Origin of the sequence: Methylobacterium sp. ap11, from assembly GCF_900110515.1 — a bacterium.
Taxonomy (GTDB): Bacteria; Pseudomonadota; Alphaproteobacteria; order Rhizobiales; family Beijerinckiaceae; genus Methylobacterium; species Methylobacterium ajmalii.
This window is the reverse complement of the sequence record NZ_FOEB01000014.1, coordinates 22,654-44,318: the sequence shown is the minus strand read 5'-3', so window position 1 is coordinate 44,318 and position 21,665 is coordinate 22,654. Positions and strand designations below refer to the sequence as shown.

At 71.6% G+C, this 21,665-nt stretch carries 14 protein-coding genes; 7 read left to right on the top strand and 7 right to left on the bottom strand.

Features of this window, described 5'->3' with window-relative positions; all coding sequences use genetic code 11:
- Window positions 1–452 precede the first annotated feature (452 nt).
- A complete protein-coding gene (locus tag BMX97_RS19840; RefSeq protein WP_091753019.1) occupies window positions 453–2,183 on the top strand; it encodes a phospholipase D-like domain-containing protein in 1,731 nt (576 codons plus the stop codon).
- 58 nt (window positions 2,184–2,241) lie between these two features.
- Window positions 2,242–3,291, top strand: coding sequence for a DUF2278 family protein (locus tag BMX97_RS19835; protein ID WP_091753018.1), 1,050 nt, complete (start codon window positions 2,242–2,244; stop codon window positions 3,289–3,291).
- A 50-nt stretch (window positions 3,292–3,341) separates the two neighbouring features.
- Here BMX97_RS19835 and mqo read toward each other — a convergent pair whose 3' ends face one another.
- The 4 genes from mqo to BMX97_RS19815 form a co-directional block, all read right to left on the bottom strand.
- Window positions 3,342–5,048 (bottom strand): malate dehydrogenase (quinone), encoded by a 1,707-nt coding sequence (gene mqo / locus BMX97_RS19830; RefSeq protein WP_091753017.1) that lies wholly within the window; start codon window positions 5,046–5,048, stop codon window positions 3,342–3,344.
- Window positions 5,049–5,555: 507 nt separating this feature from the next.
- Window positions 5,556–6,080: a lipocalin-like domain-containing protein gene (locus tag BMX97_RS19825; protein WP_091753016.1), complete on the bottom strand. Its 525-nt coding sequence runs from the start codon at window positions 6,078–6,080 to the stop codon at window positions 5,556–5,558.
- Between the two features lie 53 nt (window positions 6,081–6,133).
- Entirely contained in the window at window positions 6,134–6,640 is a 507-nt protein-coding gene (locus BMX97_RS19820; protein ID WP_091753015.1) for a CYTH domain-containing protein, read from the bottom strand.
- Window positions 6,641–7,016: 376 nt separating this feature from the next.
- Window positions 7,017–8,375: a formimidoylglutamate deiminase gene (locus tag BMX97_RS19815; protein ID WP_091753014.1), complete on the bottom strand. Its 1,359-nt coding sequence runs from the start codon at window positions 8,373–8,375 to the stop codon at window positions 7,017–7,019.
- A 136-nt stretch (window positions 8,376–8,511) separates the two neighbouring features.
- On the opposite strand from BMX97_RS19815, the gene hutI reads away from it, so the two are divergent.
- Together hutI and hutU are read left to right on the top strand one after the other, a co-directional pair.
- Window positions 8,512–9,735 carry an imidazolonepropionase gene (gene hutI / locus BMX97_RS19810; RefSeq protein WP_091753013.1) on the top strand — a complete coding sequence of 408 codons (1,224 nt, stop codon included), beginning with the start codon at window positions 8,512–8,514 and terminating at the stop codon, window positions 9,733–9,735.
- 51 nt (window positions 9,736–9,786) lie between these two features.
- Window positions 9,787–11,451: a urocanate hydratase gene (gene hutU, locus BMX97_RS19805; protein ID WP_091753012.1), complete on the top strand. Its 1,665-nt coding sequence runs from the start codon at window positions 9,787–9,789 to the stop codon at window positions 11,449–11,451.
- Window positions 11,452–12,676: 1,225 nt separating this feature from the next.
- Here hutU and BMX97_RS19800 read toward each other — a convergent pair.
- Window positions 12,677–13,756, bottom strand: coding sequence for a replication initiator protein A (locus tag BMX97_RS19800; protein ID WP_091753103.1), 1,080 nt, complete (start codon window positions 13,754–13,756; stop codon window positions 12,677–12,679).
- A gap of 290 nt (window positions 13,757–14,046) precedes the next feature.
- Here BMX97_RS19800 and BMX97_RS19795 point away from each other — a divergent pair, with 290 nt between their 5' ends.
- Window positions 14,047–14,475 carry a DUF1236 domain-containing protein gene (locus BMX97_RS19795; RefSeq protein ID WP_091753011.1) on the top strand — a complete coding sequence of 143 codons (429 nt, stop codon included), beginning with the start codon at window positions 14,047–14,049 and terminating at the stop codon, window positions 14,473–14,475.
- A 98-nt stretch (window positions 14,476–14,573) separates the two neighbouring features.
- Window positions 14,574–16,928 (top strand): PAS domain S-box protein, encoded by a 2,355-nt coding sequence (locus tag BMX97_RS19790; protein ID WP_091753010.1) that lies wholly within the window; start codon window positions 14,574–14,576, stop codon window positions 16,926–16,928.
- Between the two features lie 290 nt (window positions 16,929–17,218).
- Here the strand turns inward: BMX97_RS19790 and BMX97_RS19785 are convergent, their stop codons facing one another.
- Window positions 17,219–18,166 (bottom strand): alpha/beta fold hydrolase, encoded by a 948-nt coding sequence (locus BMX97_RS19785; RefSeq protein ID WP_091753009.1) that lies wholly within the window; start codon window positions 18,164–18,166, stop codon window positions 17,219–17,221.
- Window positions 18,167–18,260: 94 nt separating this feature from the next.
- Here BMX97_RS19785 and BMX97_RS19780 point away from each other — a divergent pair, with 94 nt between their 5' ends.
- Window positions 18,261–18,869, top strand: coding sequence for a TetR/AcrR family transcriptional regulator (locus BMX97_RS19780; protein WP_091753008.1), 609 nt, complete (start codon window positions 18,261–18,263; stop codon window positions 18,867–18,869).
- Between the two features lie 49 nt (window positions 18,870–18,918).
- Here BMX97_RS19780 and BMX97_RS19775 read toward each other — a convergent pair whose 3' ends face one another.
- Window positions 18,919–21,348: a glycosyl hydrolase 2 galactose-binding domain-containing protein gene (locus tag BMX97_RS19775; RefSeq protein ID WP_091753007.1), complete on the bottom strand. Its 2,430-nt coding sequence runs from the start codon at window positions 21,346–21,348 to the stop codon at window positions 18,919–18,921.
- Window positions 21,349–21,665 lie beyond the last annotated feature (317 nt).

Genomic DNA, 21,665 nt, shown 5'->3' with positions numbered 1-21,665 from the left:
ATCCTCCGGTGCCGGGGACGGACCGTAATGCGGTTCCGCCCCGGAGTCGTGTCAGTTCTCCGGTCGACCCGTCCGCCGCGACCGCGCGCCATCCTCTCCACCGGCCTTGACGCGACGATCACCGGATCGGTCTCACGCGGGGATGACGACCGCGATACCCGGTTCGTTTTCAGACACGCCCAAGTCATGATTGGCACCATCGAGCGATATATGACTCCTTCATGCCTCTTGTTTCGACGTTATATCATTGCGATTCGCGATTTTCACGACTGATCAGTCGCCTCGAAATCCGATCCGATTCGGACGATCGACGTCGCAACCCTGTTTTCAGTCGATCGTCGATCTGAAACAGGAGATTAATGTCATATAACCGGTAATACAGTTGTCAAAATTGTGCAATATTGATATGTCATCCTGGCAATCGACATTCCTTTGGCGGGGAGGCACGGGGGATGCGCGCGCGAGCGACAGGCGGATCGATCGACCTGCGAGCGATTGCGGGCACGCGCGTCGTGCTGCTCGCGATCGCGATCGCCGAGGAGGCGCGCGCGGGCCTGCTCGGCTTCGCCATCGCGCGGATGAACGGGTCGGTGCCCGACTGGCTGGAGGGCCGCAAGGTCTTCCGCTCGGTCGTGCCCCGGCCCGATCCCCAGGATCGCTTTCCGAGCAACCTGCATCCGATCCAGAGCCTGATCTGGTCCGACTACGAGGCCAAGCCCGGCACGACCACGCGCTACCGCGTCCAGCCCGTCTACGGCAGGCCCGCGGCCCCGGTCCTCGGCGAGGGGACCGAGATCACGGTGACGACCGAGGACCCCGCGACCGGCACGCACGGGATCTGGTTCAACCGCGGCGCCATCGCCTCGCAGGCCTTCTCCAGCCATTTCCAGAATCGGCCGCCGGAGGACGAGGACGATCCCGCCGATCCCGAGGTGCGCTGGCTCTCCCGCGGCGCCCTCGATGCCGCCCTCGCCTTCATCGACCGCGCACAGGACGGCGAGGCGCTGCGGGTCTCCGCCTACGAGTTCACCTACGCGCCGATCCTCCGCGCCCTGAAACGGGCGGCCCGCCGCGGGGTGGACGTCCGGATCGTGCACGAGGCCGGCCAGGACTACGACCGGGACGACAAGCGGCTGGAGGACACCTCCGCCACCGTCGCGGCGCGCAACGCCATCGCGGCGCTCGGTCTCGACCGCCAGGCCAACCTGCAGCTCATCCCGCGCACCCGCCGGCGCAAGATCCCGCACAACAAGTTCATCGTCTGGATCCGGGCGGGCGCCGCCCGCGAGGTCCTGACCGGCTCGACCAACTTCACCGCCTCGGGCTTCATCGGCCAGACCAACGTCCTGCATGTCGTGCGCGAGGAGGGCGTGGCGCAGGCCTATCTCGACTACTGGACCGTGCTGTCGCACGACCCCGCGACGCCGACGCTCTCGACATGGACGCAGGAGCGCACCCCGCAGGACGCGCTCGACGCCCTGACGGCCGTGCCCGGCACCACGCCGTTCTTCTCGCCGCGCAAGAACGACGCGATGCTGAGCTGGTACGCGGCGCGCATCGCCGGCGCCCAGGAGACGGTGATGTTCACCGCCGCCTTCGGCGTGAACAAGCTTCTGGCGGCGCAGTTCGGCATCGACCGGGACTTCGTACGCTTCCTTCTGCTCGAGGATGCGCCCGACCGGGAGCTGCGCGACAGATTGAAGGGCGATCCGGACGTCGTGGCCGCCTACGGCGCACTGCTGGGCGCCTATGCCGAGGGCAAGAAGGCGTTTCCGGCGACGAGCCTCGACGACTGGTTCCTGAAGGAGGAGCTGTTCCGCAAGCAGGGCCACATCTTCTTCATCCACACCAAGTTCCTGCTGATCGATCCGCTCGGTGACGATCCACTGGTGTGTACCGGCTCGGCGAACTTCTCGTCCTCGTCGCTCACCGGCAACGACGAGAACATGCTGCTGATCCGCGGCGACACCCGGGTGGCCGACATCTACCTGACCGAGTTCGACCGGCTCTTCCGCCATTTCTACGCGCGCCAGACCATCGACCGGCTGGCCGAGCGGGGGACGCCGCTGGCCGAGGCCAAGTTCCTCGACGAGACGGCCGGCTGGCTCGACGCCTACGTCGCACCCGGCCGGATGAAGACCAACCGCCAGCGCCTGTTCTTTCCCGCCTGGCCCGCCCGCTGACCGAACCGGCCCCCGAACCGATCCGTCGCCGCCGAGACACCGCCCGGGAGAACCCGTCATGCCGCTCAAGACCTATTCCGTCCTGAAGGGCCGTCCGATCAACAACCGCCTCGCCACCGGCCGCAACCCGCATTACCAAGTGCTGGTCTCGGCCAACGGCGAGATGCACCGCATCGCCATCAACGTGCAGTCGCAGGACGGCAGCGAGGTGCAGTTCCTCGTCCGCTCCCGCTTCGAGCACCCGATCACCGCGGCGCTGGCGACGCTCCCCGAGGGCGTGAACCCGGCCCCGAGCCGACCGGACGGCGTCGCGCTCGACTACATCCGGGGCAACCTCATGCAGCCCTGGGAGCTGAAGCCGCTGCCCCTCTCGGCCGCCGGGCCGGACAACGACCTCAACGAGAAGCTCGACGCCTACGTGCAGCGCGCGATGGCGGACGAGGAATCATGGATCTACGCCTTCGGCGAGACCTGGGGACCGGAGGAGGACAAGGCCGACCGGTATTTCGGCTTCAAGCCGGGCCGAGGAATCCACGACATCCACATGAACCAGGGCAACCCGCCTGGGCGCTTCGCCGGCGACAACGGTCCCTACCAGGATGGCGGCCTGATCTTCCGGTTCCCGCGCGAGGAGCAGTGGGTGGCGGTGTTCCTGAAATTCCAGACCCAGGCCTGGCACTCGGACGACGCCTCGGCGAATCCGGCGGTGCCGCCCGATCCGGGTCACGGCGGAGAGCCGCACGCGCCGGTCGACCGCGACCACATCCCGCCTCGCGACGTGCCGGACGGGCTGGTGCGCATCATCGCGGCTCTCGTCAACGACACCCATACGCCGGAGCGCGAGACGGTGACGCTGCTGAACACCGCGGACGTCCCCGTCGACCTGACCGGCTGGTCGCTCAAGGACAAGCAGAAGAACGCGATGCCGCTCACCGGCACGATCGCGGCCGGCGCGACGCTGACCGTGGCGGTGCAGGCGCCGGCCACCCTGTCGAACAAGGGCGGCATCATCACCCTCCTCGACGAGAAGGGGATCAAGGTGCACGGCGTCGCCTACACGAAGGAGCAGGCGCGCCAGCCCGGTCGCACCATCCCGTTCCAGGGCTGAATCCGGCCCGTTCCGGGTCCGACCGGCGATCCCGCTCGGACCCGGACGGATCAGGGCGCCAGGTCGCCCACCGGGCCCTTGGCGGCGGCCTCGGTCCCGGGCGCGCTCACCGGGAGCGGCTTGAGGGTGCCGCGATCGATCGCCGGCGGGGTCGGGAGCTGCAGCTGGCCGCTGGTATAGGCCCATTCCTGGGCCACCTTCTCCGGATCGTCGTTGAGCTTCTCGCCGAAGCTCGGGACGATCTGGCGGATCTTGGCCTGCCACTCGGGGGTGGCGACCTTCTGGGCGAAGACCTTCTGGAGCACGTCGAGCATGATCGGGGCGGCCGTCGAGGCGCCCGGCGAGGCGCCGAGCAACGCCGCGATGGTGCCGTCCTTGGCGTTGACGATCTCGGTGCCGAGCTTCAGCACGCCGCCCTTGTCCTTGTCGCGCTTGATGATCTGCACGCGCTGGCCGGCCTGCCACAGGCGCCACTCGCCCTTCTTGGCGTTGGGGAAGTACTCGCGCAGCGCCGCCATCCGGTCGTCGTCGGAGAGCATCAGCTGCCCGGCGAGGTACTCGACCAGCGGGTACTCGTCGATGCCGACCCGCATCATCGGCCAGACGTTGCTGCTCGTGGTCGAGGTGAGCAGGTCGAGATACGAGCCCTCCTTCAGGAACTTGGTCGAGAAGGTCGCGAACGGCCCGAACAGCAGCACGCGCTTGCCGCCGAGCACGCGGGTGTCGAGGTGGGGCACCGACATCGGCGGCGAGCCGACCGAGGCCTTGCCGTAGGCCTTGGCGAGGTGCAGCGTCGCGACGTCCGGGTTCTCGTTGATCAGGAACGAGCCGCCGACCGGGAAGCCGGCGTAATCCTCGCCCTCCGGGATGCCGGAGGCCTGGAGCAGGTGCAGGGCGCCGCCGCCGGCGCCGATGAACACGAACTTGGCGTCGACGCTCCGGCGCGACCCGTCCTTCACGTTGCGCGCGGTGACCCGCCAGGAGCCGTCGGCGTTCTTCGTGATGCCCTGGACCTCGGTCGAGACGTCGAGGCGGAAGGTCTTCTGGGCCTGCAGGTGGGCGACGTACTGGCGGGTGACCTCGCCCCACTCGACGTCGGTGCCGAGCGGCGACCAGGTGGCGGCGACCTTCTGGTTCGGGTCGCGCCCCTCCATCATCAGGGGGACCCACTTCTTGAGCTGCTCGGGGTCGGTCGAGAACTCCATCCCGGCAAACAGCGGGCTCGCCTTCAGCGCCTCGTAGCGCTTCTTGAGGTAGGCGATGTTGTCGTCACCCCAGACGAAGCTCATGTGGGGGGTGTAGTTGATGAATGTCTTGGGGTCCTTCAGCACGCCGTTCTTGACCTGCCAGGCCAGGAACTGGCGGGTGACCTGGAACGCCTCGTTGATCTCGACCGCCTTGGCGATCTCGATCTTGCCCTTCTTCTCGGGCGTGTAGTTCAATTCGGCCAGCGCCGAGTGCCCGGTGCCGGCGTTGTTCCAGCCGTTCGAGCTCTCCATCGCCACCTTGTCGAGGCGCTCGAGCATGCGGATCGACCAGGTCGGCTCCAGCTCGTTGAGCCACACGCCGAGCGTCGCGCTCATGATGCCGCCGCCGATCAGCAGCACGTCGACCTTGTCGGCGCCCTGCGCCAGGGCGAGGGAATCGGGCAGGGCCGAGGCGGCGAGGCCGGCGGCGGCACCGCCGAGGATCCGGCGGCGGCTGATCCCGGTCGGGGCAGTGGCCTTCGGGCAGGTGGTCGTGTCGTCGGCGCGCATGGCCCAATCCCGTTCTCGTTCAGGCCGGGCCGGCGGCGCGAGGCGCGCGGGGCTCCGGTCGTGACAGGCGTCCGCTCGCGTCGCGCGGGATCAAGGTCCGCACGGCGCGTCAAGCCATTTTGGGGGTGGTTTCCTCGGTAGGGGCCGCTGTCGCGGTACCCCGACCCGATCCGGCCGGTCACCTCGCGGCGACGTGTCCCGGTCCGCTCGATCGGACGCGCGAGGCGGCGCGGATTCTGCGATCCGCTGGCCGGCCCCGGACGGTCGCGACCGCCTGGGACGAGAAGAACGCCGGCGGGTTGAGCTCGGCGGTTGTGCGGCCGCCTCATAGACGATGCGGACGCGAAGGACAATCGCCGCTCCGCGCCCGCGGCCGATTCCATCGTCGGCCGGCGCGGGCCGTGCCGAAGAGCATCAACGCTTCCTCAACGGCGCCCCGGCCGACATCTCGGAGATCGGGACGATTCGACGATCGAGATTTGAGACTTCGGCCCCGGACGGCCGCGCTCAGGAGGCGCGGCGGAACCGGATGAGGCTGCGCGAGGGCTTGCCCTCGTCCCAGTTGGGCATCTCCCGCCAGGGAGTCGTGACGTCGGCGGTGTCGCCGTCGATGTGGATGGTGCGCCGCTGCTCGGTGCCGACCCATTCGGGCGCCCAGGCGGTCTGCACGCTCGTCACCCACTGGTCGCCCTCGACCCGGTAGCGGCCGATATAGGCGACCAGGGTGTGCATCAGGGCGGCGCGGTCGGCCTCGGACCTGGCCGGCTTGCGGTCGCTGCCCTCGAGGTTGAACGCCACCCAGCCGTCGGGCGTGAAGATCACCCGCCCGCGCGGCGTCTCGCCCATCGCGTCGACGAGCTTGCCGGTCGCCTTGTCCTCGACCTTGTAGGAGACGAGCTCCCAGGTGCCGACGATGCGGCGCGCCAGGGCCTCGCCGGTGGGGTTCGCCTCGCCCGCGGCCCCGGCCGGCGCCGCCCCGATCGCGACGGCGAGGGCGAGCCCGCACAGGGACGTCTTCAGGAATCCGGTCATCGTGTGGTCCTTCCTCGGGGACCGGGACGGGGCGTCCGCGGTCGTATCGAGCCTCACAGCCGCGCCGCGACGACCTCGGTCAGGGTCACGGGACGGCCGGCCTCGCGGGCGAGCCGCAGCAGCGTCGACTGGCGGAAGCGCGCATCGGCGGTGATCTCGCGGCCGATCCAGTCCGGCAGGACGAGGGGCTGTTCCTCGTGCTCCAGCTCGACCTCGGCCAGGACCATGCCGGCGAGCGCGCCGCCATACTCGTCCACCACCCACTCCATCCCGTCATGGGGCACGCAGTGGCGGGTCTTCTCGATCAGGCAGGTCTCGCAGACGAGGCCCAGCATCGCCTCGGCGTCGACCCGCGGGATCTCGTACTCGAATTCCGGCCGCGCCAGGCCGTCGCGCCGGCCCTTGACGGTGATCCAGGCCCGCTCCTCGTCGAGCCGCACCCGGACCTTGCCGCCGGGAAACTCGCCGACGAGCCCGTCGGTCAGCCGGCGCCGGCTCACCGCGCGCTCGCGCCAGCCCGCATGGGCGACCATGAACTTCCGCTCGACCTCGTACCGCATCGCCCTCGACCGCGCGCCCTGCCCGGGCTCCGCCCCGGCGAATGTCCGGCGGGCTCGGCCGCCACCGGCGCGGCGGGGCTGATACCCGATCGGGCCCGTGAGAGCCAGGGCCGGCAGCCTAGGCCGCGCGCCCTATCCTGGCCGGCACCGGACGCGCCCCATCCGATTTCCGCATCGCCCGGGCGTGTGGCGCCTGCGGCTCCGCCGCGCGGGCTTTTGGTCCGGGATCCGAATCCTTCCGGATCCCGTGTCATACCATCGGCCCAAGATGCTGACGCATCGGGCCGATGACCCATCTCGAATTTTCGACGCCAAGCTAAAAGCTTGACGAAAATTCGAGAACGGAACCAAAGGTCGTTTTCAACGACCGTTGGTATCACTCCGCCATCAGCCGCCCGAGCACCGCCGCGTACCGCGCGCCCACCGCCTCCCGGGCATGGTGGCGCCCGCCCGCGACGACCTGGCGCCCGGCGACCCAGACCGCGTCCACCGCCCGGGAGCCGGCGGCGAAGATCCAGCCGTCGAGGAGGGCGTCGCCCCGGCGCTCGATCAGCGCCGGATCCGCCCCGGCCAGCGCCACGCAATCGGCCGGGGCCCCGGCGGCGAGGCCGCCGCCCTCCGCGGCCAGGGCCTGGCCGCCGCCGGCGAGCGCCGCGTCGAAGAGCGCGCGGCCGGTCGAGGCGCCGGGGGCGGCGAGCACGTTGCGTTGGCGGTGCCCGAGGCGCTGGGCGTATTCGAGCTGGCGCAGCTCGTCGGCGGCGCCGACCAGCACGTTCGAATCGGTGCCGACCCCGTAGCGCCCGCCCGCCGCGACGAAGTCCGGCGCCGGGAAGATGCCGTCGCCGAGGCTCGCCTCGGTCACCGGGCACAGGCCGGCGACGGCGCCGCTTCCGGCGAAGCGGGCGGTCTCGTCGGGCGTCATGTGGGTGGCGTGGATCAGGCACCAGCGCGGATCGAGCCCGGCGTGGTCGAGGAGCCACTCCACCGGGCGCGCGCCGGACCAGGCCAGGCACTCCTCGACCTCCCGCACCTGCTCGGCGGCATGGATATGGACCGGCCCGCCATCGGCCAGCGCGACCGCCGCCGTCAGGTCGTCGGGCGTCACCGCCCGCAGGCTGTGGGGCGCGACGCCCAGGGTGGCGCCGGGGAGATCCGCCACGACGGCCCGGGAGGCCTCGACCATGCGGGCGAAGAGATCGAGATCGGAGACGAAGCGGCGCTGGCCGTCGTTCGGCGCGATGCCGCCGAAATTCGACCGGCGGTAGAGCACCGGCAGCAGGGTGAGGCGCAGGCCCGCGAGGGAGGCCGCCGCGGCGATCCGCTCGGCCATCTCGGCGACGTTGGCGTAGGGCGCGCCGTCGGGCGCGTGGTGCAGGTAGTGGAACTCGCCGACGCGGGTGAAGCCGGATTCGAGCATCTCGACATAGGCCTGCGCCGCCACCGCCTCGGCCTCGTCCGGGCTCATCCGCAGGGCGAAGCGGTACATCGTCTCGCGCCAGGTCCAGAACGTGTCGGCGGCCGGGCCGCGCCGCTCGGCGAGCCCGGCCATGCCGCGCTGGAAGGCGTGGCTGTGGAGGTTCGGCAGGCCCGGCACCAGCACGGCCACCCGGGTGTCGCCGGGCTGCGGGGCGCAACCGGCCTCAACCGCCGAGAACCGCCCCTCGGCCACGGTCAGCCGGAGGTCGGCCTGCCAGCCCGCGGGGGTGAGGGCATGGCTCGCGTGCAGCACGGTCATCGGCGCGTCTCCTGCATGGGGGCGAGGACGAGGATGGGGGCGAGGACGAGGGGGCGCGGCAGCGCTCCGTCCATTCATGTCTATACAAAGCGCGCCGATAATGTCTATACATATGCGCGAATCACGGGAGACGTGCATGAGCGAGACAGAAGGCGGGCCGCGGGTCTGGCGCAACGTCCGGCTCGCCACCTTCGCGCCCGGGCTTCCCGGGATCGGCGCGGTGGAGCGGGGCGCGCTGGCGATCCGCGACGGCCGCATCCTGTATGCCGGGCCCGAGGCCGGGCTGCCGGGAGCGGCGCTGGCGGGCGCCGAGGTGGTCGACGGCGAGGGCCGCTGGATCACCCCGGGGCTGATCGACTGCCACACCCACCTCGTCTGGGCCGGCGACCGGGCGCACGAGTTCGAGCTGCGGCTCGCCGGGGCCTCCTACGAGGAGGTGGCGCGGGCCGGCGGCGGCATCGTCTCGTCGGTCGCCGCGCTGCGCAAGGCGAGCGAGGACGACCTCGTGCGCCAGACCCTGCCGCGGCTCGACGCGCTGATCGCCGAGGGCGTCACCACGGTCGAGGTGAAGTCGGGCTACGGGCTCGACCTCGCGAGCGAGCGCAAGACGCTCCGCGCCGCCCGGCGGCTTTCCGGGATGCGGCCGGTCTCGATCCGCACCACGTTCCTCGGCGCCCACGCCCTGCCGCCGGAGGCTCGCGGCGACAAGGAGGCGTTCATCGCCGAGGTCGCCGACACGATGCTGCCGGCCCTCGCCGCGGAAGGCCTGGTCGATGCGGTCGACGCGTTCTGCGAGGGCATCGCCTTCTCGCCCGACCAGGTCGCGCGGGTGTTCGCGCGGGCCGAGAGCCTCGGCCTGCCGGTGAAGCTCCATGCCGACCAGCTCTCGAATCTCGGCGGTGCCGCGCTGGCGGCGCGCCACGGCGCCCTCTCGGCCGATCACCTGGAGCATACCGACGAGGCCGGCGCCGCCGCCATGGCGAAGAGCGGCACCGTCGCGGTGCTCCTGCCCGGCGCCTACTACTTCATCCGCGAGACCAAGCTGCCGCCGGTCGGCCTCTTCCGGCAGCACGGCGTTCCGATGGCGGTCGCCACCGACGCCAATCCGGGCACCTCGCCGCTGACCTCGCCGCTGCTCGCCATGAACATGGCCGCGACCCTGTTTCGCCTCACCGTCGACGAGTGCCTGGCCGGCGTGACCCGCGAGGCCGCCCGTGCCCTCGGCCTCCTGTCCGAGGTCGGAACCCTCGAGGCCGGCAAGCGCGCCGACCTCGCGGTGTGGTCGGTCGAGCGGCCGGCCGAGCTCGTCTACCGCATGGGCTTCAACCCGCTCCACGCCCGTATCTGCGGAGCGCGGTGAGGACCAGCCCCCCACGATCGAACGCCACCCTCCCGCCCGGAGCCCCTCCCCATGAGCCGCATCGACAACGCCCGCACCATCCGCGCCCCCCACGGCGCCACCCTCACCGCCAAGAGCTGGCTCACCGAGGCGCCGCTCCGGATGCTGATGAACAACCTCGATCCCGACGTCGCCGAGCGCCCGGGCGAGTTGGTGGTCTATGGCGGCATCGGCCGGGCGGCGCGGGACTGGGCGAGCTTCGACCGCATCGTGGCGGCCCTGAAGGATCTCGACGACGACCAGACCCTGCTGGTGCAGTCGGGCAAGCCGGTGGGCGTATTTCGCACCCACGCCGACGCGCCCCGGGTGCTGATCGCCAACTCGAACCTGGTGCCGCACTGGGCGACCTGGGAGCATTTCCACGAGCTCGATCGCAAGGGCCTGATGATGTACGGCCAGATGACGGCCGGCTCCTGGATCTACATCGGCAGCCAGGGCATCGTGCAGGGCACCTACGAGACCTTCGTCGAGATGGGCCGCCAGCACTATGCCGGCGACCTGTCGGGCCGGTGGATCCTGACCGCGGGTCTCGGCGGCATGGGCGGCGCGCAGACGCTGGCCGCCACCATGGCGGGGGCCTCGTGCCTGGCCGTCGAGGCGCAGGCCTCGCGCATCGAGTTCCGGCTGCGCACCGGCTACGTCGACGTCCAGGCCCGCGACCTCGACCACGCCCTGGAGCTGATCGAGGAATCCCGCCGCACCAAGACCCCGCGCTCGGTGGCGCTGCTGGGCAACGCCGCGGACGTGTTCGGCGAGCTTTTTGCCCGCGGCGTGCGCCCCGATTGCGTCACCGACCAGACCTCGGCCCACGATCCGGTCAACGGCTACCTGCCGGCGGGCTGGACGGTCGCCGAGTGGGAGGCCAGGCGCGAGACCGATCCGGCCGCGGTCGCCGCGGCGGCCAAGCGCTCGATGGCGGTGCACGTCCGGGCGATGCTCGATTTCCACCGCGCCGGCGTGCCGGTGGTCGATTACGGCAACAACATCCGGCAGATGGCCCTCGAGGAGGGCGTCGAGGACGCCTTCGCCTTCCCGGGCTTCGTGCCGGCCTATATCCGTCCGCTCTTCTGCCGCGGCGTCGGGCCGTTCCGCTGGTGCGCCCTCTCGGGCGACCCGGAGGACATCTACCGCACCGACGCCAAGGTGAAGGAGCTGCTGCCCGACAACCACCACCTCCACCGCTGGCTCGACATGGCGCGGGACAAGATCCGGTTCCAGGGCCTGCCGGCGCGGATCTGCTGGGTCGGCCTCGGCGACCGCCACCGCCTCGGGCTGGCCTTCAACGAGATGGTGCGCAAGGGCGAGTTGAAGGCCCCGATCGTCATCGGCCGCGACCACCTCGATTCCGGCTCGGTCGCCTCGCCGAACCGCGAGACCGAGGCGATGCGCGACGGCTCGGATGCGGTCTCCGACTGGCCGCTCCTGAACGCGCTCCTCAACACCGCCTCGGGCGCGACCTGGGTCTCGCTGCACCACGGCGGCGGCGTCGGGATGGGGTTTTCGCAGCATTCCGGCATGGTCATCGTCTGCGACGGCAGCGAGGACGCCGACCGGCGCCTGGAACGCGTCCTGTGGAACGACCCCGCCACCGGCGTGATGCGCCACGCCGATGCCGGCTACGACGACGCAATCGCCTGCGCCCGCGAGCATGGGCTGGACCTGCCCTCGCTCGGGTGAGGGCGTCTTCGCGCATGCGACCCGGGCCCTGAGGAAATCGATCGAGCGATCATCGCTCATCTCGCGGAACGGCTCCAGCGGTTGGCACGCCCGCTGGAGCCGTTCGCCGAGTTGGGCCGATCGTCGAACTGCCCATCCCTCAGGATGAGATCCTGGGTCGCACGAGCGGCCGAACGGCGATATTTCTGCAAGTCCGCGCCGGATGACACGCGGCGTATTTCGGGAACGGGGCCGGTATCCACGAAAACCGATCGCCTGGACGTCCCGACAGCCCAATCCGGCCCGTTTCTGGATTTCGGCGTCGCGATCCCAAGGACCGCCCTCTGACGTCCGCCTCGTCCACGGGTGCAGGGGTTGGATTGCGGAGAAACCGTGCAGGGCTTCGTGCCCGGGTAGCTGACTATCCCCGCTGTCCCCGATGTACGTCCACCTCCGCCGCACCGTTTCGCATCCGGCCGCGGACAGTTCCGCCGGCCCGGACTTGTCGCGATTGAGCCTTTCAACCCGCCCGGTTGCACGGATCGACCGCTGCAAGACCTCGCCGCACGGACCGACGTCCGCCAGGGCGTACTTCACGAACGGTTCGCCGCGGCGCCGCCCTTCGTCGTTTCGCCTTCGTGCCTTATCCGCTGGCCTGTTCGATCCCGTTGCATCCGCTCGTACGATGCGAGGTCCCGCGAGTCGAGAACCCGATCCTCCCTCCCGAAGAGTCCCACAGGAAAGCTTACGCGAGTCGAGTCCAGCCCGGCTCCCCCGGTTCGACAGACGCCGTGGCCGATTGGTTCGTTCCGGCGAGTCCGGTGGACTCCTGTGGACGCCCTGTGACTCGCCTCTCGACTCGCGATTGCCGCGCACGACTCGGGGTCCACGCTCCCTGTCCGGGTTTTCCCCAGTATGCACCGTTTAGAGTGTTACAGGAATCTTTATGGATTTAGGCGCTCCGGCGGCGGCGATTCCGCGAACTCGCCCAAAAGCTTAACGCGAGTCGTCCGTTCCCGATGTACCGAGGATTCGTCCCCGTTGTGCCGGCTGCCGCGTCCCCGATGTGCCGTGCCGGGGTTCCCGATGGGACGGGGCCGTTCCCGAAGTACCGATCCGCCCCCGCGGCGTTCCCGATGTGCCGACGGGCCCCGAGTCATTCACAGGGATTCCGGGGATTTCCCCTCGGGGCCGTCCGCTCCTCCCGCCCACTGAGCCGTACATCGGGAACGGCGGGGCCTGTGGATTACCGGGCGTCGCGCACGAACCGCTCGGCGAAGCCCAGGAAGGCGCTCTCGTAGTTCTTCGGCTCGCGGGTCGCGTCGCCCTCGAGCCAGTGGTCGAACTCGGTCTTGAGGCCGTAGACGTCCCAGCCCGGATGGGCCTTGCGGCACAGCGCGATCGTCTCGTCCGAGAGGTGGCGGAACAGCGGCAGCTCGGCCCCGGCCTTGGGCTTGCGGGTGCGTTTCGGCTTCTCCGCGGGTGCGAGCAGCACCTCGTCGCTCGCGAGGTCGCGGCGGATCATCCGCAGGTGCGGCTCGCCGCGCTCCTTGTCCTCGATCCGCAGCACGAAGCCCGGCAGCTCGTCGGCCTTGGCGATCTTGGCGATCTCGAACTTGAACCGGCGATAGGTGCCCTCGGCGCCCGACTTGTCGAACAGGGTCGGCAGGCTGATGGCGAACCCCCCCTCCCCGGCCCCGCCGGCATGCTTGCGGGCGATGCGGTAGAGCCAGCGCTCGCGCCCGCCGGTGATGCCGAAATAGGTGGGGTCGATGGCGAGCACGCCGCCATCCATCAGCACGCCCTCGTAGAACCAGTCCGACAGGGTGATCGACATGCCCCGGCTGGCATTGGTCTCCTCGTCGATCGTGTCGTCGAAGGCGTCGATCCAGCTGAACTGCCGCTCCTTGCGCTTGGCCTTCTCGGCCCGGATGTTGGTGCGCACCGAGGTCGATTGCAGGCGAAACAAGGCGTCGCGCAGGAGCTTGTACTGGCGTCCGCCGGTCTCGCGCCCGATGCCCTTCAGGAGGTCGTAGGGCATGAAGTGCAGCTTGCGCGGGATGTCGTTGCGGCCGCGCTTCTTCATCTCGCAGATCGTCGAGGCGGCCCAGATGAGGATGTCGGCGTCCCAGATCGTCGCCATGCCGTAGGCCTGGTTCGGCAGCACCCGCACCCAGACCGAGCCGTCGGGGCTCGTATAGTCGATCTCCTTGAGCCGCTTCTGCTTGGCGATCGAGAAGAACGGCCGCTCCATCGTCTCCCGCTGGTCGCGGAAGTGCACGAAGGGCACCACCATGTCGATCTGGTCGTTGCGCCGATGGCTCATCGTCACGCCCGTGTCAGGCCCGCAGCCGGATGCGCCGGCCGGCGCCGTGCCGTCCCGTTCCCGCCGCGATGCCGTCCCGCACTCCGTTTCATGCCGGCGACGCTAGGACCCGCCCGCCTTCCAAATCGTGGACGAAACAGGGTTTTTCGACTCCGTCCCCGATCCTCTTCAATCGCGGTTAACGTCGAATCGGGATGCCGCGCGCCGCCTCGACCGGTCGCGTCCGGGAACCGGATTGGCGGCCGCGCGGTTCTCGGTCCAACAGCCAAGCTCGCCCGAGACCGCCCGTCATGACTTCTCGCCCCCTCCGCCTTACCGCCCTGCCCCTCGCCGCCCTCCTCCTCGGCTTCGGCATCGCCGCCGCGCAGGCGCAAGGTACGGCGCGCGGCGCGCAGGACGGCGCGACGCGGGGCGAGGCGATCGCCGGGCCGGTGGGCGCGGTGGTGGGCAGCGCCATCGGGGCTGCGGTCGGCACCGCCAACAGCATCCTGGGCATCGACCGGCGCGAGCGCTTCCGCATCTACGCCGCCGGCGAGCACCGGCCGTCCTTCCGCCTCGCGGGCCCGGTGCAGGTCGGCACGGTGCTGCCGCCGGACGGCGTCGTCTACTACGACGTGCCGCCGGAATTCGCCCTCAAGGGTCTCAACTACACGATCGTCAACGACCATCCGGTCCTGGTCGAGCCCGGCACCCGCCGGATCGTCGAGGTGATCGACTGAAGGCGGAGGGCAATCCCTTCAGGATGACGGGGGATCGACGGTGACGGGGCATGCACCTTCGCGCTAAGAGCGGGGCCGGATCACCCCGCCGGCCCTGAATGCCCCGTCCCCCCGACCTGCCGAGCCCCGTCTGCGACCCCGAGCGCCTCGCTGCGCTCGACGGCTACGCGGTGCTCGACACCCTGCCCGAGCGGGGGTTCGACGACGTGGTGCGGCTGGCCAGCCGCCTGTGCGACGCGCCGGTGGCGCTGGTGAGCCTGGTCGCCGGCGACCGGCAGTGGTTCAAGGCCCGCACCGGCTTCCCCTGGCCGCAGACGGATCTCGACAGCTCGGTCTGCGCCCACGCCCTCGCGCAGCCCGATTCGCTCCTCGTCATCCCCGACCTGAGCCGGGATCCGCGCACCCGGGCCAACCCCCTCGTCACTGCCGAGCCCGGCATCCGGTTCTATGCCGGCGCCCCCTTGCGCACGCCGGAGGGGCAGGTGCTCGGCACGCTCTGCGTGATCGACTACGTGTCCCGGCCGGACGGCCTGTCCGAGACCGAGGCGGGTGACCTGCGGGCGCTGGCGCGCCAGCTGATGACCCAGCTCGCCCTGCGCCGGGTGGTGGCGGATCGCGAGACGGCGCTCCGGGCGGCGCGGGTCACCGAGGAGCGCTACCGCCTCGCGGCGCGGGCCACCAACGACGCGATCTGGGACTGGGACTTTTCCGCCGACCAGGTTCTCTGGAACGAGGCGCTGGAGGCCGCCTACGGCCACGCTCCCGAGGCCGGCTCGACCACGGGCGCCTGGTGGATCGACCACATCCACCCCGACGACCGTCCCCGGATCGACGCCTCGATCCACGCCGTCATCGACGGGGGCGGAACCGCCTGGAGCGACGAGTACCGCTTCCGCCGCGCCGACGGCTCCTACGCCCGGGTGCTCGACCGCGGCTCGGTGATCCGCGACGAGGCGGGCCGCGCCGTGCGGATGATCGGCGCCATGTTCGACCTCTCCGAGCGCGAGCGCGCGGAGGCCGCCCGGCGCGACTCCGCGCGCCGGCTCGACCTCGAGCGCGGCCTGCTCGAATCGGTCTTCCGGCAGGCGCCGGTCGGCATCTCGGTCGTCGGGCACGAGCCGGGCGGGCCGAACCTCATCAACGCGAAGGGCGAGGCGATCCTGGGCCACGGCCTCGTCGCGCGGGCCCTCGCCCGCTACGAGCGCTTCGGCGCCGTCCATGCCGACGGGCGCCCCTACGCCCCGGACGATTATCCGTCGCTGCGCGCCCTGCGGGACGGGACCGTGGTGAGCGGCGAGGCGATGCTCTACCGCAACGCCGCCACGGGCCTGCGCCGGCTCGAGGTCTCGAGCGCGCCGGTGCGCGACGAGGACGGGGCGATCCGGGCGGCGGTGACGGTCTTCCTCGACGTGACCGAGCAGCGCCGGGCCGAGGCGCAGCTGCGCCGCCTCGCCCTCGTCGCCGAGCAGTCGAGCGACTTCATCGCCATCGCGGATGCGGAAGGGCGGATCGCCTACGTCAACCCGGCCGGCCGCGCCCTGGTCGGCCTCGCCGACGAGGCCGCGGCCCGGGCGATGCGCCTGACCGACTTCTTCCCGCCCGAAGACCTGCCCTTCGCCGAGGCGACGATCCTGCCGGCGATCCGGGACGGCGGGGCCTACGGCGGGTCTTGGAGTGGTAGGTCTTGGAGTGGCGGGTCCTGGAGCGGGGATTTCCGCCTGCGCAACCTCGCTACCGGCGCCGCGGTGCCGGTGCGCTACAACCTGTTCGCGCTGCGCGGGCCCGGCGGCGCCTTCGAGGGCTTCGCCGCGGTGGGCCACGACATCTCGGCCCGCAAGGCCGCGGAGGCGCAGCAGGAGATCCTCAACCGCGAGCTGAGCCACCGGCTCAAGAACACCCTGGCGATGGTGCAGGCCATCGCCATGCAGACCCTGCGCAACGCGGCCGACCCGATGGCGGCCCGCGAGGCCCTGGCGGCCCGGCTGATCGCGCTCGGCAAGGCCCACGACCTCCTGCTCACCGGCGAGGGCGAGAGCGCGTCCCTGCGGGCGGTGCTCGAAGGCGCGCTGGCGATCCACGACGACGGCCGTCCCGGGCGCTTCCGCCTCGCGGGGCCACCGGTGCCGTGCGGGTCGCGGGCGGCGCTCTCGCTCGCCCTAATGGCGCACGAGCTCGCCACCAACGCGGTCAAGTACGGGGCGCTGCGGGTGCCCGACGGCCACGTCACCCTCGACTGGCGCATCGACGGCCCGGACGCGCCGGTCCTCGCCCTGCGCTGGCAGGAGCATGGCGGTCCCCGGGTCGTGCCGCCGGCCCGCCGGGGCTTCGGCTCGCGCCTGATCGAGCGCGGGCTCGCCGGCACCGTCGACGGCGAGGTGGCGATGCACTACCCGCCCGAGGGGGCGGTCTGCACCCTGACGGCGCCGCTGGCGGAGCTGCAGCGCGGGGAGTGATATGGGATCCGGAAGATTGCTTCCGGATCCCATATCACCAGCCGGCGCGGCGCTTGAGCGAAGCCGAAATCCGCATTGCGAAGCAACCAATCGGATTTCGTATGACGCGGTTTCCGCGTCGCGAAGCGATCGCCGAGCGATCGCAAATCCATGAGGCGCCGCGTCCGTCGCACCAATCCGGTTTCGCGAAAGCGGCGGCCCGGAGCCGCCGGGCATCCCGGCGAAGCGGACGCCGCCGGCCTGCACGGCGAGGGCGGCAAGGCCCGGGAAGAGAGGCTGCGATCCCGGCGTCACGGCCGTCCCGCCCGGCCGTCGGCCGCGAGCACGAAGGCCGCGAGCTCGGCCCCGAACCGGGCCGGTTCTTCGAAGAACGGGCTGTGCCCGCTCTCGGCATAGACCGACAGGCGGCGGCCCGGCCCGAGCGCCGCGATCCGCTCCGACATCGCCAGCCGGACGAGGCGGTCGTGGAGCCCGTGGGTCAGCAGGATCGGGCCGTCATAGGCGGCGAAGACCGGCTCGAGATCGGTGGTCGCGGTCCTGACGAAACCCTCGTTCGCCGACCGCGCCGCCATGCCGTTGACGACGAGCATCCGCTGCCAGTCGAGGCCGGTCGGCGGCCGGTGGAAGCAGGCGGCGAGGAAGTCCGCGGTCGCGGCGACGCGCGTGCCGAGGTCGTGCGAGGTCGCGCTCCGGGTGAAGTCGCCCGCGAGCGGCGTGAGCAGGTCCGGCGATAGCCGGGTCACGGCATCGACGAGGTTGATCCCGGCGATGCCCGCGCCGCCGTACTTGCGCAGGTAGGCCCCGGCCACGTAGCCGCCGAGCGACCAGCCCACCAGCACGGGACGGCGCAGGCCCGCGGCGGCGATCACCGCGGCGACGTCGTCGGCCCAGAGGTCGGCCGCCGCGTAGGCGTCGAGGGCGTCGGGCTTGTCCGAGTCGCCGTGCCCGCGCAGGTCGAAGCGCACCCGCCGGAAGCCCGAAAGGGCCGGGTCGGCGAATTGCCGGTCCCAGCTCAGCCGGCTCTGCCGGAGCCCGTGGACGAACAGGATCTCGGGCGCCGCCGGATCGCCCGCCGCCTCCGCGGCCAGCCCCGTGCCGTCGCTGGAGCGGGCCGGGATCGGAACGGCGGTCCCCACCGTCTCCGCCGGTCGGGCGGGCGACGCCGCCCCGGCGGCGACGGGCCCGAGGGCCATGGTGGCGAGAGCGGCGGTGAGAGCGGCGCGGCGCGTCGGCTGCATGGGCTCGGCTCCTGTTGTTTAATGATCGCTATCAAACCGGTTTGACACGAGGTGTCAACGGTTGTTTAGTGTTTGATATGGAACAGGATGCGTGATGCGTCGGGATGCGCGACGGCCGGGCGGACGGCCCTGGAGCTTCGACCGGGAGGCGGCGCTGGAGACCGCGATGCTGCTGTTCTGGCGTCACGGCTACGAGGGCGTGTCCGTCGGCGACCTGACGAAGGCGATCGGGATCGCGCCGCCGAGCCTCTACGCGGCGTTCGGCAGCAAGGCCGGCCTCTACCGGGCCGCGCTGGCCCGCTACGAGGAGATGCCGGGCCGCCTGGATCTCCCCGCCGTCGCGGCGGCTGGATCGTTGCCGGAGGCGGTGCGCCTGCTGCTCGAAGGGGCCGTGGCGGCGGTCACGCACCGCGAGCGGGAGCGGGGCTGCATGGTGTCGAGCGGCCTCGTCGCCTGCCACCCGGATCACGCCGCGCTCGCCCGCGAGGCCGGCGAGCGGCGGGAGACCCTCCGGCGGCGGATCGCGCAGTCCCTCGCCGCCTTCGCGCCGCCCGATCGGGCCGAGCGGCTGGCCCGGCACCTGAGCGCTGCGATGCAGGGGATCTCGATCCAGGCCCGCGACGGGGTGTCCCGGGAGGACCTTCGAGAAATCGTCGAGGAGGTCGTCGCGGGTGTCGCGGCGCGCGCGGCCGCAGGGGCGTGACCGGGGCGCGCAGGCCCGCCCTTGCCGACGCGCGCCGCCGTCCCGGCGCTCAGAACCGGACCGTCTCGGTCCCGTTCACCGCCCGCACCGTGCCGCTCGGCCGTCCCGCCGTCCCGTGCAGCGCGATCAGGCGCTCGCTGCCCGGCGCGAGGTGAAACCAGTTGTCCGCCGGCCTCCCCTCCCCGTCGAGGCCGACATGGACCGACAGCGCGTGGTGCTGCGTCGCGATCCGCAGCGCGGCGCCGGCCTCGCCCTCGACCAGCTCGGCCGAGAGCCCGAGCTCCCGGGGTACCGCGTCCCGCCCGGCCGGGAAGTGGAAGGCGTCGGCCAGCACCGTACCGTCGGGGCGGCAGAGCCGCAGATGCGCGAGGTCGTGCGCCGCCGGGCCGAACCGGTAGGCGGCGGTGGCATCGAAGAAGCGGCCGAGGAGCGCGGCCGAGGACAGGGCGAGCGCGGAGCGGGGCGCCAGGGACACCGCCCGCTCGGCCCTGGCGGCGACCTTGCCGGCGCCGGTGGCGAAGGTGAGCGCCAGGACAGCCTCGACCGGCTCGGCGGTCTCGTTCAGCAGGTGGGCGTGGAGGCCGTTCAGGCCCTCGTCGGTGAGGAGCGCCTGGACCGGACGGAAGGCGCGCTTCAGGGCGTACCAGGCCGATTTCGGCCGCCCGGCGACGTCGACCACGCCCCAGCCCGCGCCCGGCGCGAGGTCGCGCCAGAGCCAGACCAGGCCGCCGGCGGTGACCGAGCCGGTGCGCCGCCACTCGGCGAAGGTCGCCTCCATCACCTCGGCGACCGCCGCGCGGCCGAGCGCCAGGTAGCGCTCCGGGTCGTCGCCGCGCAGGCGGCCCGGATCGAGGCCGTAGAGGGCGCCGACGTAATGGTCGCGCACGCCCTCGAAGTCCCAGTCGGCGCCGCGGTCGCGCGGCACGCCGAGGGCCCAGGCCGGATCACGGGGATCGGCGAGGCCGGATTCCGCGAGCGAGATCGGCTCCGGCACGTTGGCGAAGGCCAGGCACTCGGAGGCGAAGCGCACCTCGGCCCGGCGGGCATCCTCGAACGGGCGGAGATAGGCGCCGACCCCGTAATAGTGGGTCACGCCGGCATTGGTGGAGAACGGCAGGTCGCCGCCCGAGGGCGAGTTCGGCACCACGACGAGGTCGGGCCGGCGCGCGGCCGCCGCCTCGCGCAGCATCGCCTCCACCGCCGTGGCCCGCCAGACCGCTTCCGGAAACCCCAGCATCGCGGCCTGCTGCTCGACCTCGCTGCCGCCCCCGACGACACAGAGCGAGGGCGAGGCCTGGAGCCGGTCGAGGAGCTGGCCGATCTCGGTCTCAAGCGCCGCCCGGAAGGCCGGATCGTCGACCGGATAGTCGAAATTGGCCAGCATCAGGTCCTGCCAGACCAGGAGGCCGAGCTCGTCGCAGAGGTCGTGGAAGGCCGTCGCCTCGTACAGCATCGTGCCGCCGACCCGCAGCATGGTCATGCCGGCCTCCACGGCGAGCGCCAGGAGCGGTTCGTAGGCGACGCGCTCGCCCGGCAGCCCCACGAGGTCGGGCGGGGTCCAGCAGGCGCCGCGGCAGAAGACCGGCACGCCGTTGACCGCGAGGCTCAGGCCCTCCGCGAAGGGGCGCCGCAGCGTGATCGTGCGGAATCCGACCCGGCCGAGGTCGAAGCTCCGCCCCTCGGCCTCGACCGTGACGGCGTGCAGCCGCGGCTCGCCGTGGGTGTGCGGCCACCACAGGGCGATGCCGGGACAATCGAGCCGGCCCTCGAACCGGCCGGGCGCGGTCTCGGGCAGCACGGTCGTCCGGCCGTCGCAATGCAGGATCACCGGACTGGGGGCACCGGGGAGGTCGAAGCGGACGACGAGGATCCCGGTCCCGTCCTCGACGCTCGCGTGCAGGTCGATCCCGGTCGGCCGTCCCCCCTCCCCTCTCCGGGTGATTGGCCGGTAGGGCCCGACCGCCTCGACGCCCGGGCACCAGCCCGGCATGAAGCCGAGCAGCGTGGTGCGGGCATGGCGCAGCGAGCCCGGGGTGGCGAGCTGCGGCCGCCAGCGGCCGCGCTTGTGCGGCCGGGCGAGATCCCGGGCGAGCGACCGGAAGGCGAGCGCGAGGGTATGGGGGCCGTCGAGGTCGACCGCGATCTCGTGGGCGAGGAACATCGAGCGGGAGGTGAGACGAAGCTCCCCGTCGAGCCAGACCTCGCACAGGGTCGCGAGACCCTCGAAGCGCAGGATCTCGCGGCCGTGGCCCTCCACCGCCGCGCGGTACCAGACGTCCGAGCCGTGCAGCGGCGTCGGCGCCGCATCCGACCACAGCCCGGCGGCGCGCAGCGCCCCGGCGGCGGTGCCGGGAACCGGGGCCGCGATGAAGCCCGACAGCCCGTCGAGGTCGCCCGGGTGCGTGCAGGCGCCGGGGGCGGTGACGATCATCTCCCACGGCCCGTCGAGGGCCCGGTCGACATTGCGCAGAACGGCCATGGTGTCCCCGGAGGCTGTTTTCGCGTGTTCGTAAGGGGCTGAAACGCTTCCCGTCAGGACGGGGGAAGGAGGGCGCGGGGTTTCATTTCTCCCCTTGCGGCAGGGCTGTCCCGGGAAGGTCCATATAGAATCAAACGCGGGATCCCCTCTCCCGTGTGGGAGAGAGGTAGGGGCGATCGAAGATCGCGCAGGGTGGAGACGGTGCAGCTAGAAGCCTGAACCGTCACGCTGCCAGCACCGCGTTCGGTGCTTCACACTGAAGCGCGTCACCCTCACCCCCGGCCCCTCTCCCACACGGGAGAGGGGAGCCGCGCTAT

Coding starts and splice junctions, on each gene's coding strand:
- BMX97_RS19775 (WP_091753007.1), bottom strand. CDS start 21,348: ATGGCCGTTCTGCGCAATGTCGACCGGGCCCTCGACGGGCCGTGGGAG.
- BMX97_RS19795 (WP_091753011.1), top strand. CDS start 14,047: ATGACTTCTCGCCCCCTCCGCCTTACCGCCCTGCCCCTCGCCGCCCTC.
- mqo (WP_091753017.1), bottom strand. CDS start 5,048: ATGCGCGCCGACGACACGACCACCTGCCCGAAGGCCACTGCCCCGACC.
- BMX97_RS19790 (WP_091753010.1), top strand. CDS start 14,574: ATGCCCCGTCCCCCCGACCTGCCGAGCCCCGTCTGCGACCCCGAGCGC.
- BMX97_RS19785 (WP_091753009.1), bottom strand. CDS start 18,166: ATGCAGCCGACGCGCCGCGCCGCTCTCACCGCCGCTCTCGCCACCATG.
- hutI (WP_091753013.1), top strand. CDS start 8,512: ATGAGCGAGACAGAAGGCGGGCCGCGGGTCTGGCGCAACGTCCGGCTC.
- BMX97_RS19820 (WP_091753015.1), bottom strand. CDS start 6,640: ATGCGGTACGAGGTCGAGCGGAAGTTCATGGTCGCCCATGCGGGCTGG.
- BMX97_RS19835 (WP_091753018.1), top strand. CDS start 2,242: ATGCCGCTCAAGACCTATTCCGTCCTGAAGGGCCGTCCGATCAACAAC.
- BMX97_RS19780 (WP_091753008.1), top strand. CDS start 18,261: ATGCGTCGGGATGCGCGACGGCCGGGCGGACGGCCCTGGAGCTTCGAC.
- BMX97_RS19800 (WP_091753103.1), bottom strand. CDS start 13,756: ATGAGCCATCGGCGCAACGACCAGATCGACATGGTGGTGCCCTTCGTG.
- hutU (WP_091753012.1), top strand. CDS start 9,787: ATGAGCCGCATCGACAACGCCCGCACCATCCGCGCCCCCCACGGCGCC.
- BMX97_RS19825 (WP_091753016.1), bottom strand. CDS start 6,080: ATGACCGGATTCCTGAAGACGTCCCTGTGCGGGCTCGCCCTCGCCGTC.
- BMX97_RS19840 (WP_091753019.1), top strand. CDS start 453: ATGCGCGCGCGAGCGACAGGCGGATCGATCGACCTGCGAGCGATTGCG.
- BMX97_RS19815 (WP_091753014.1), bottom strand. CDS start 8,375: ATGACCGTGCTGCACGCGAGCCATGCCCTCACCCCCGCGGGCTGGCAG.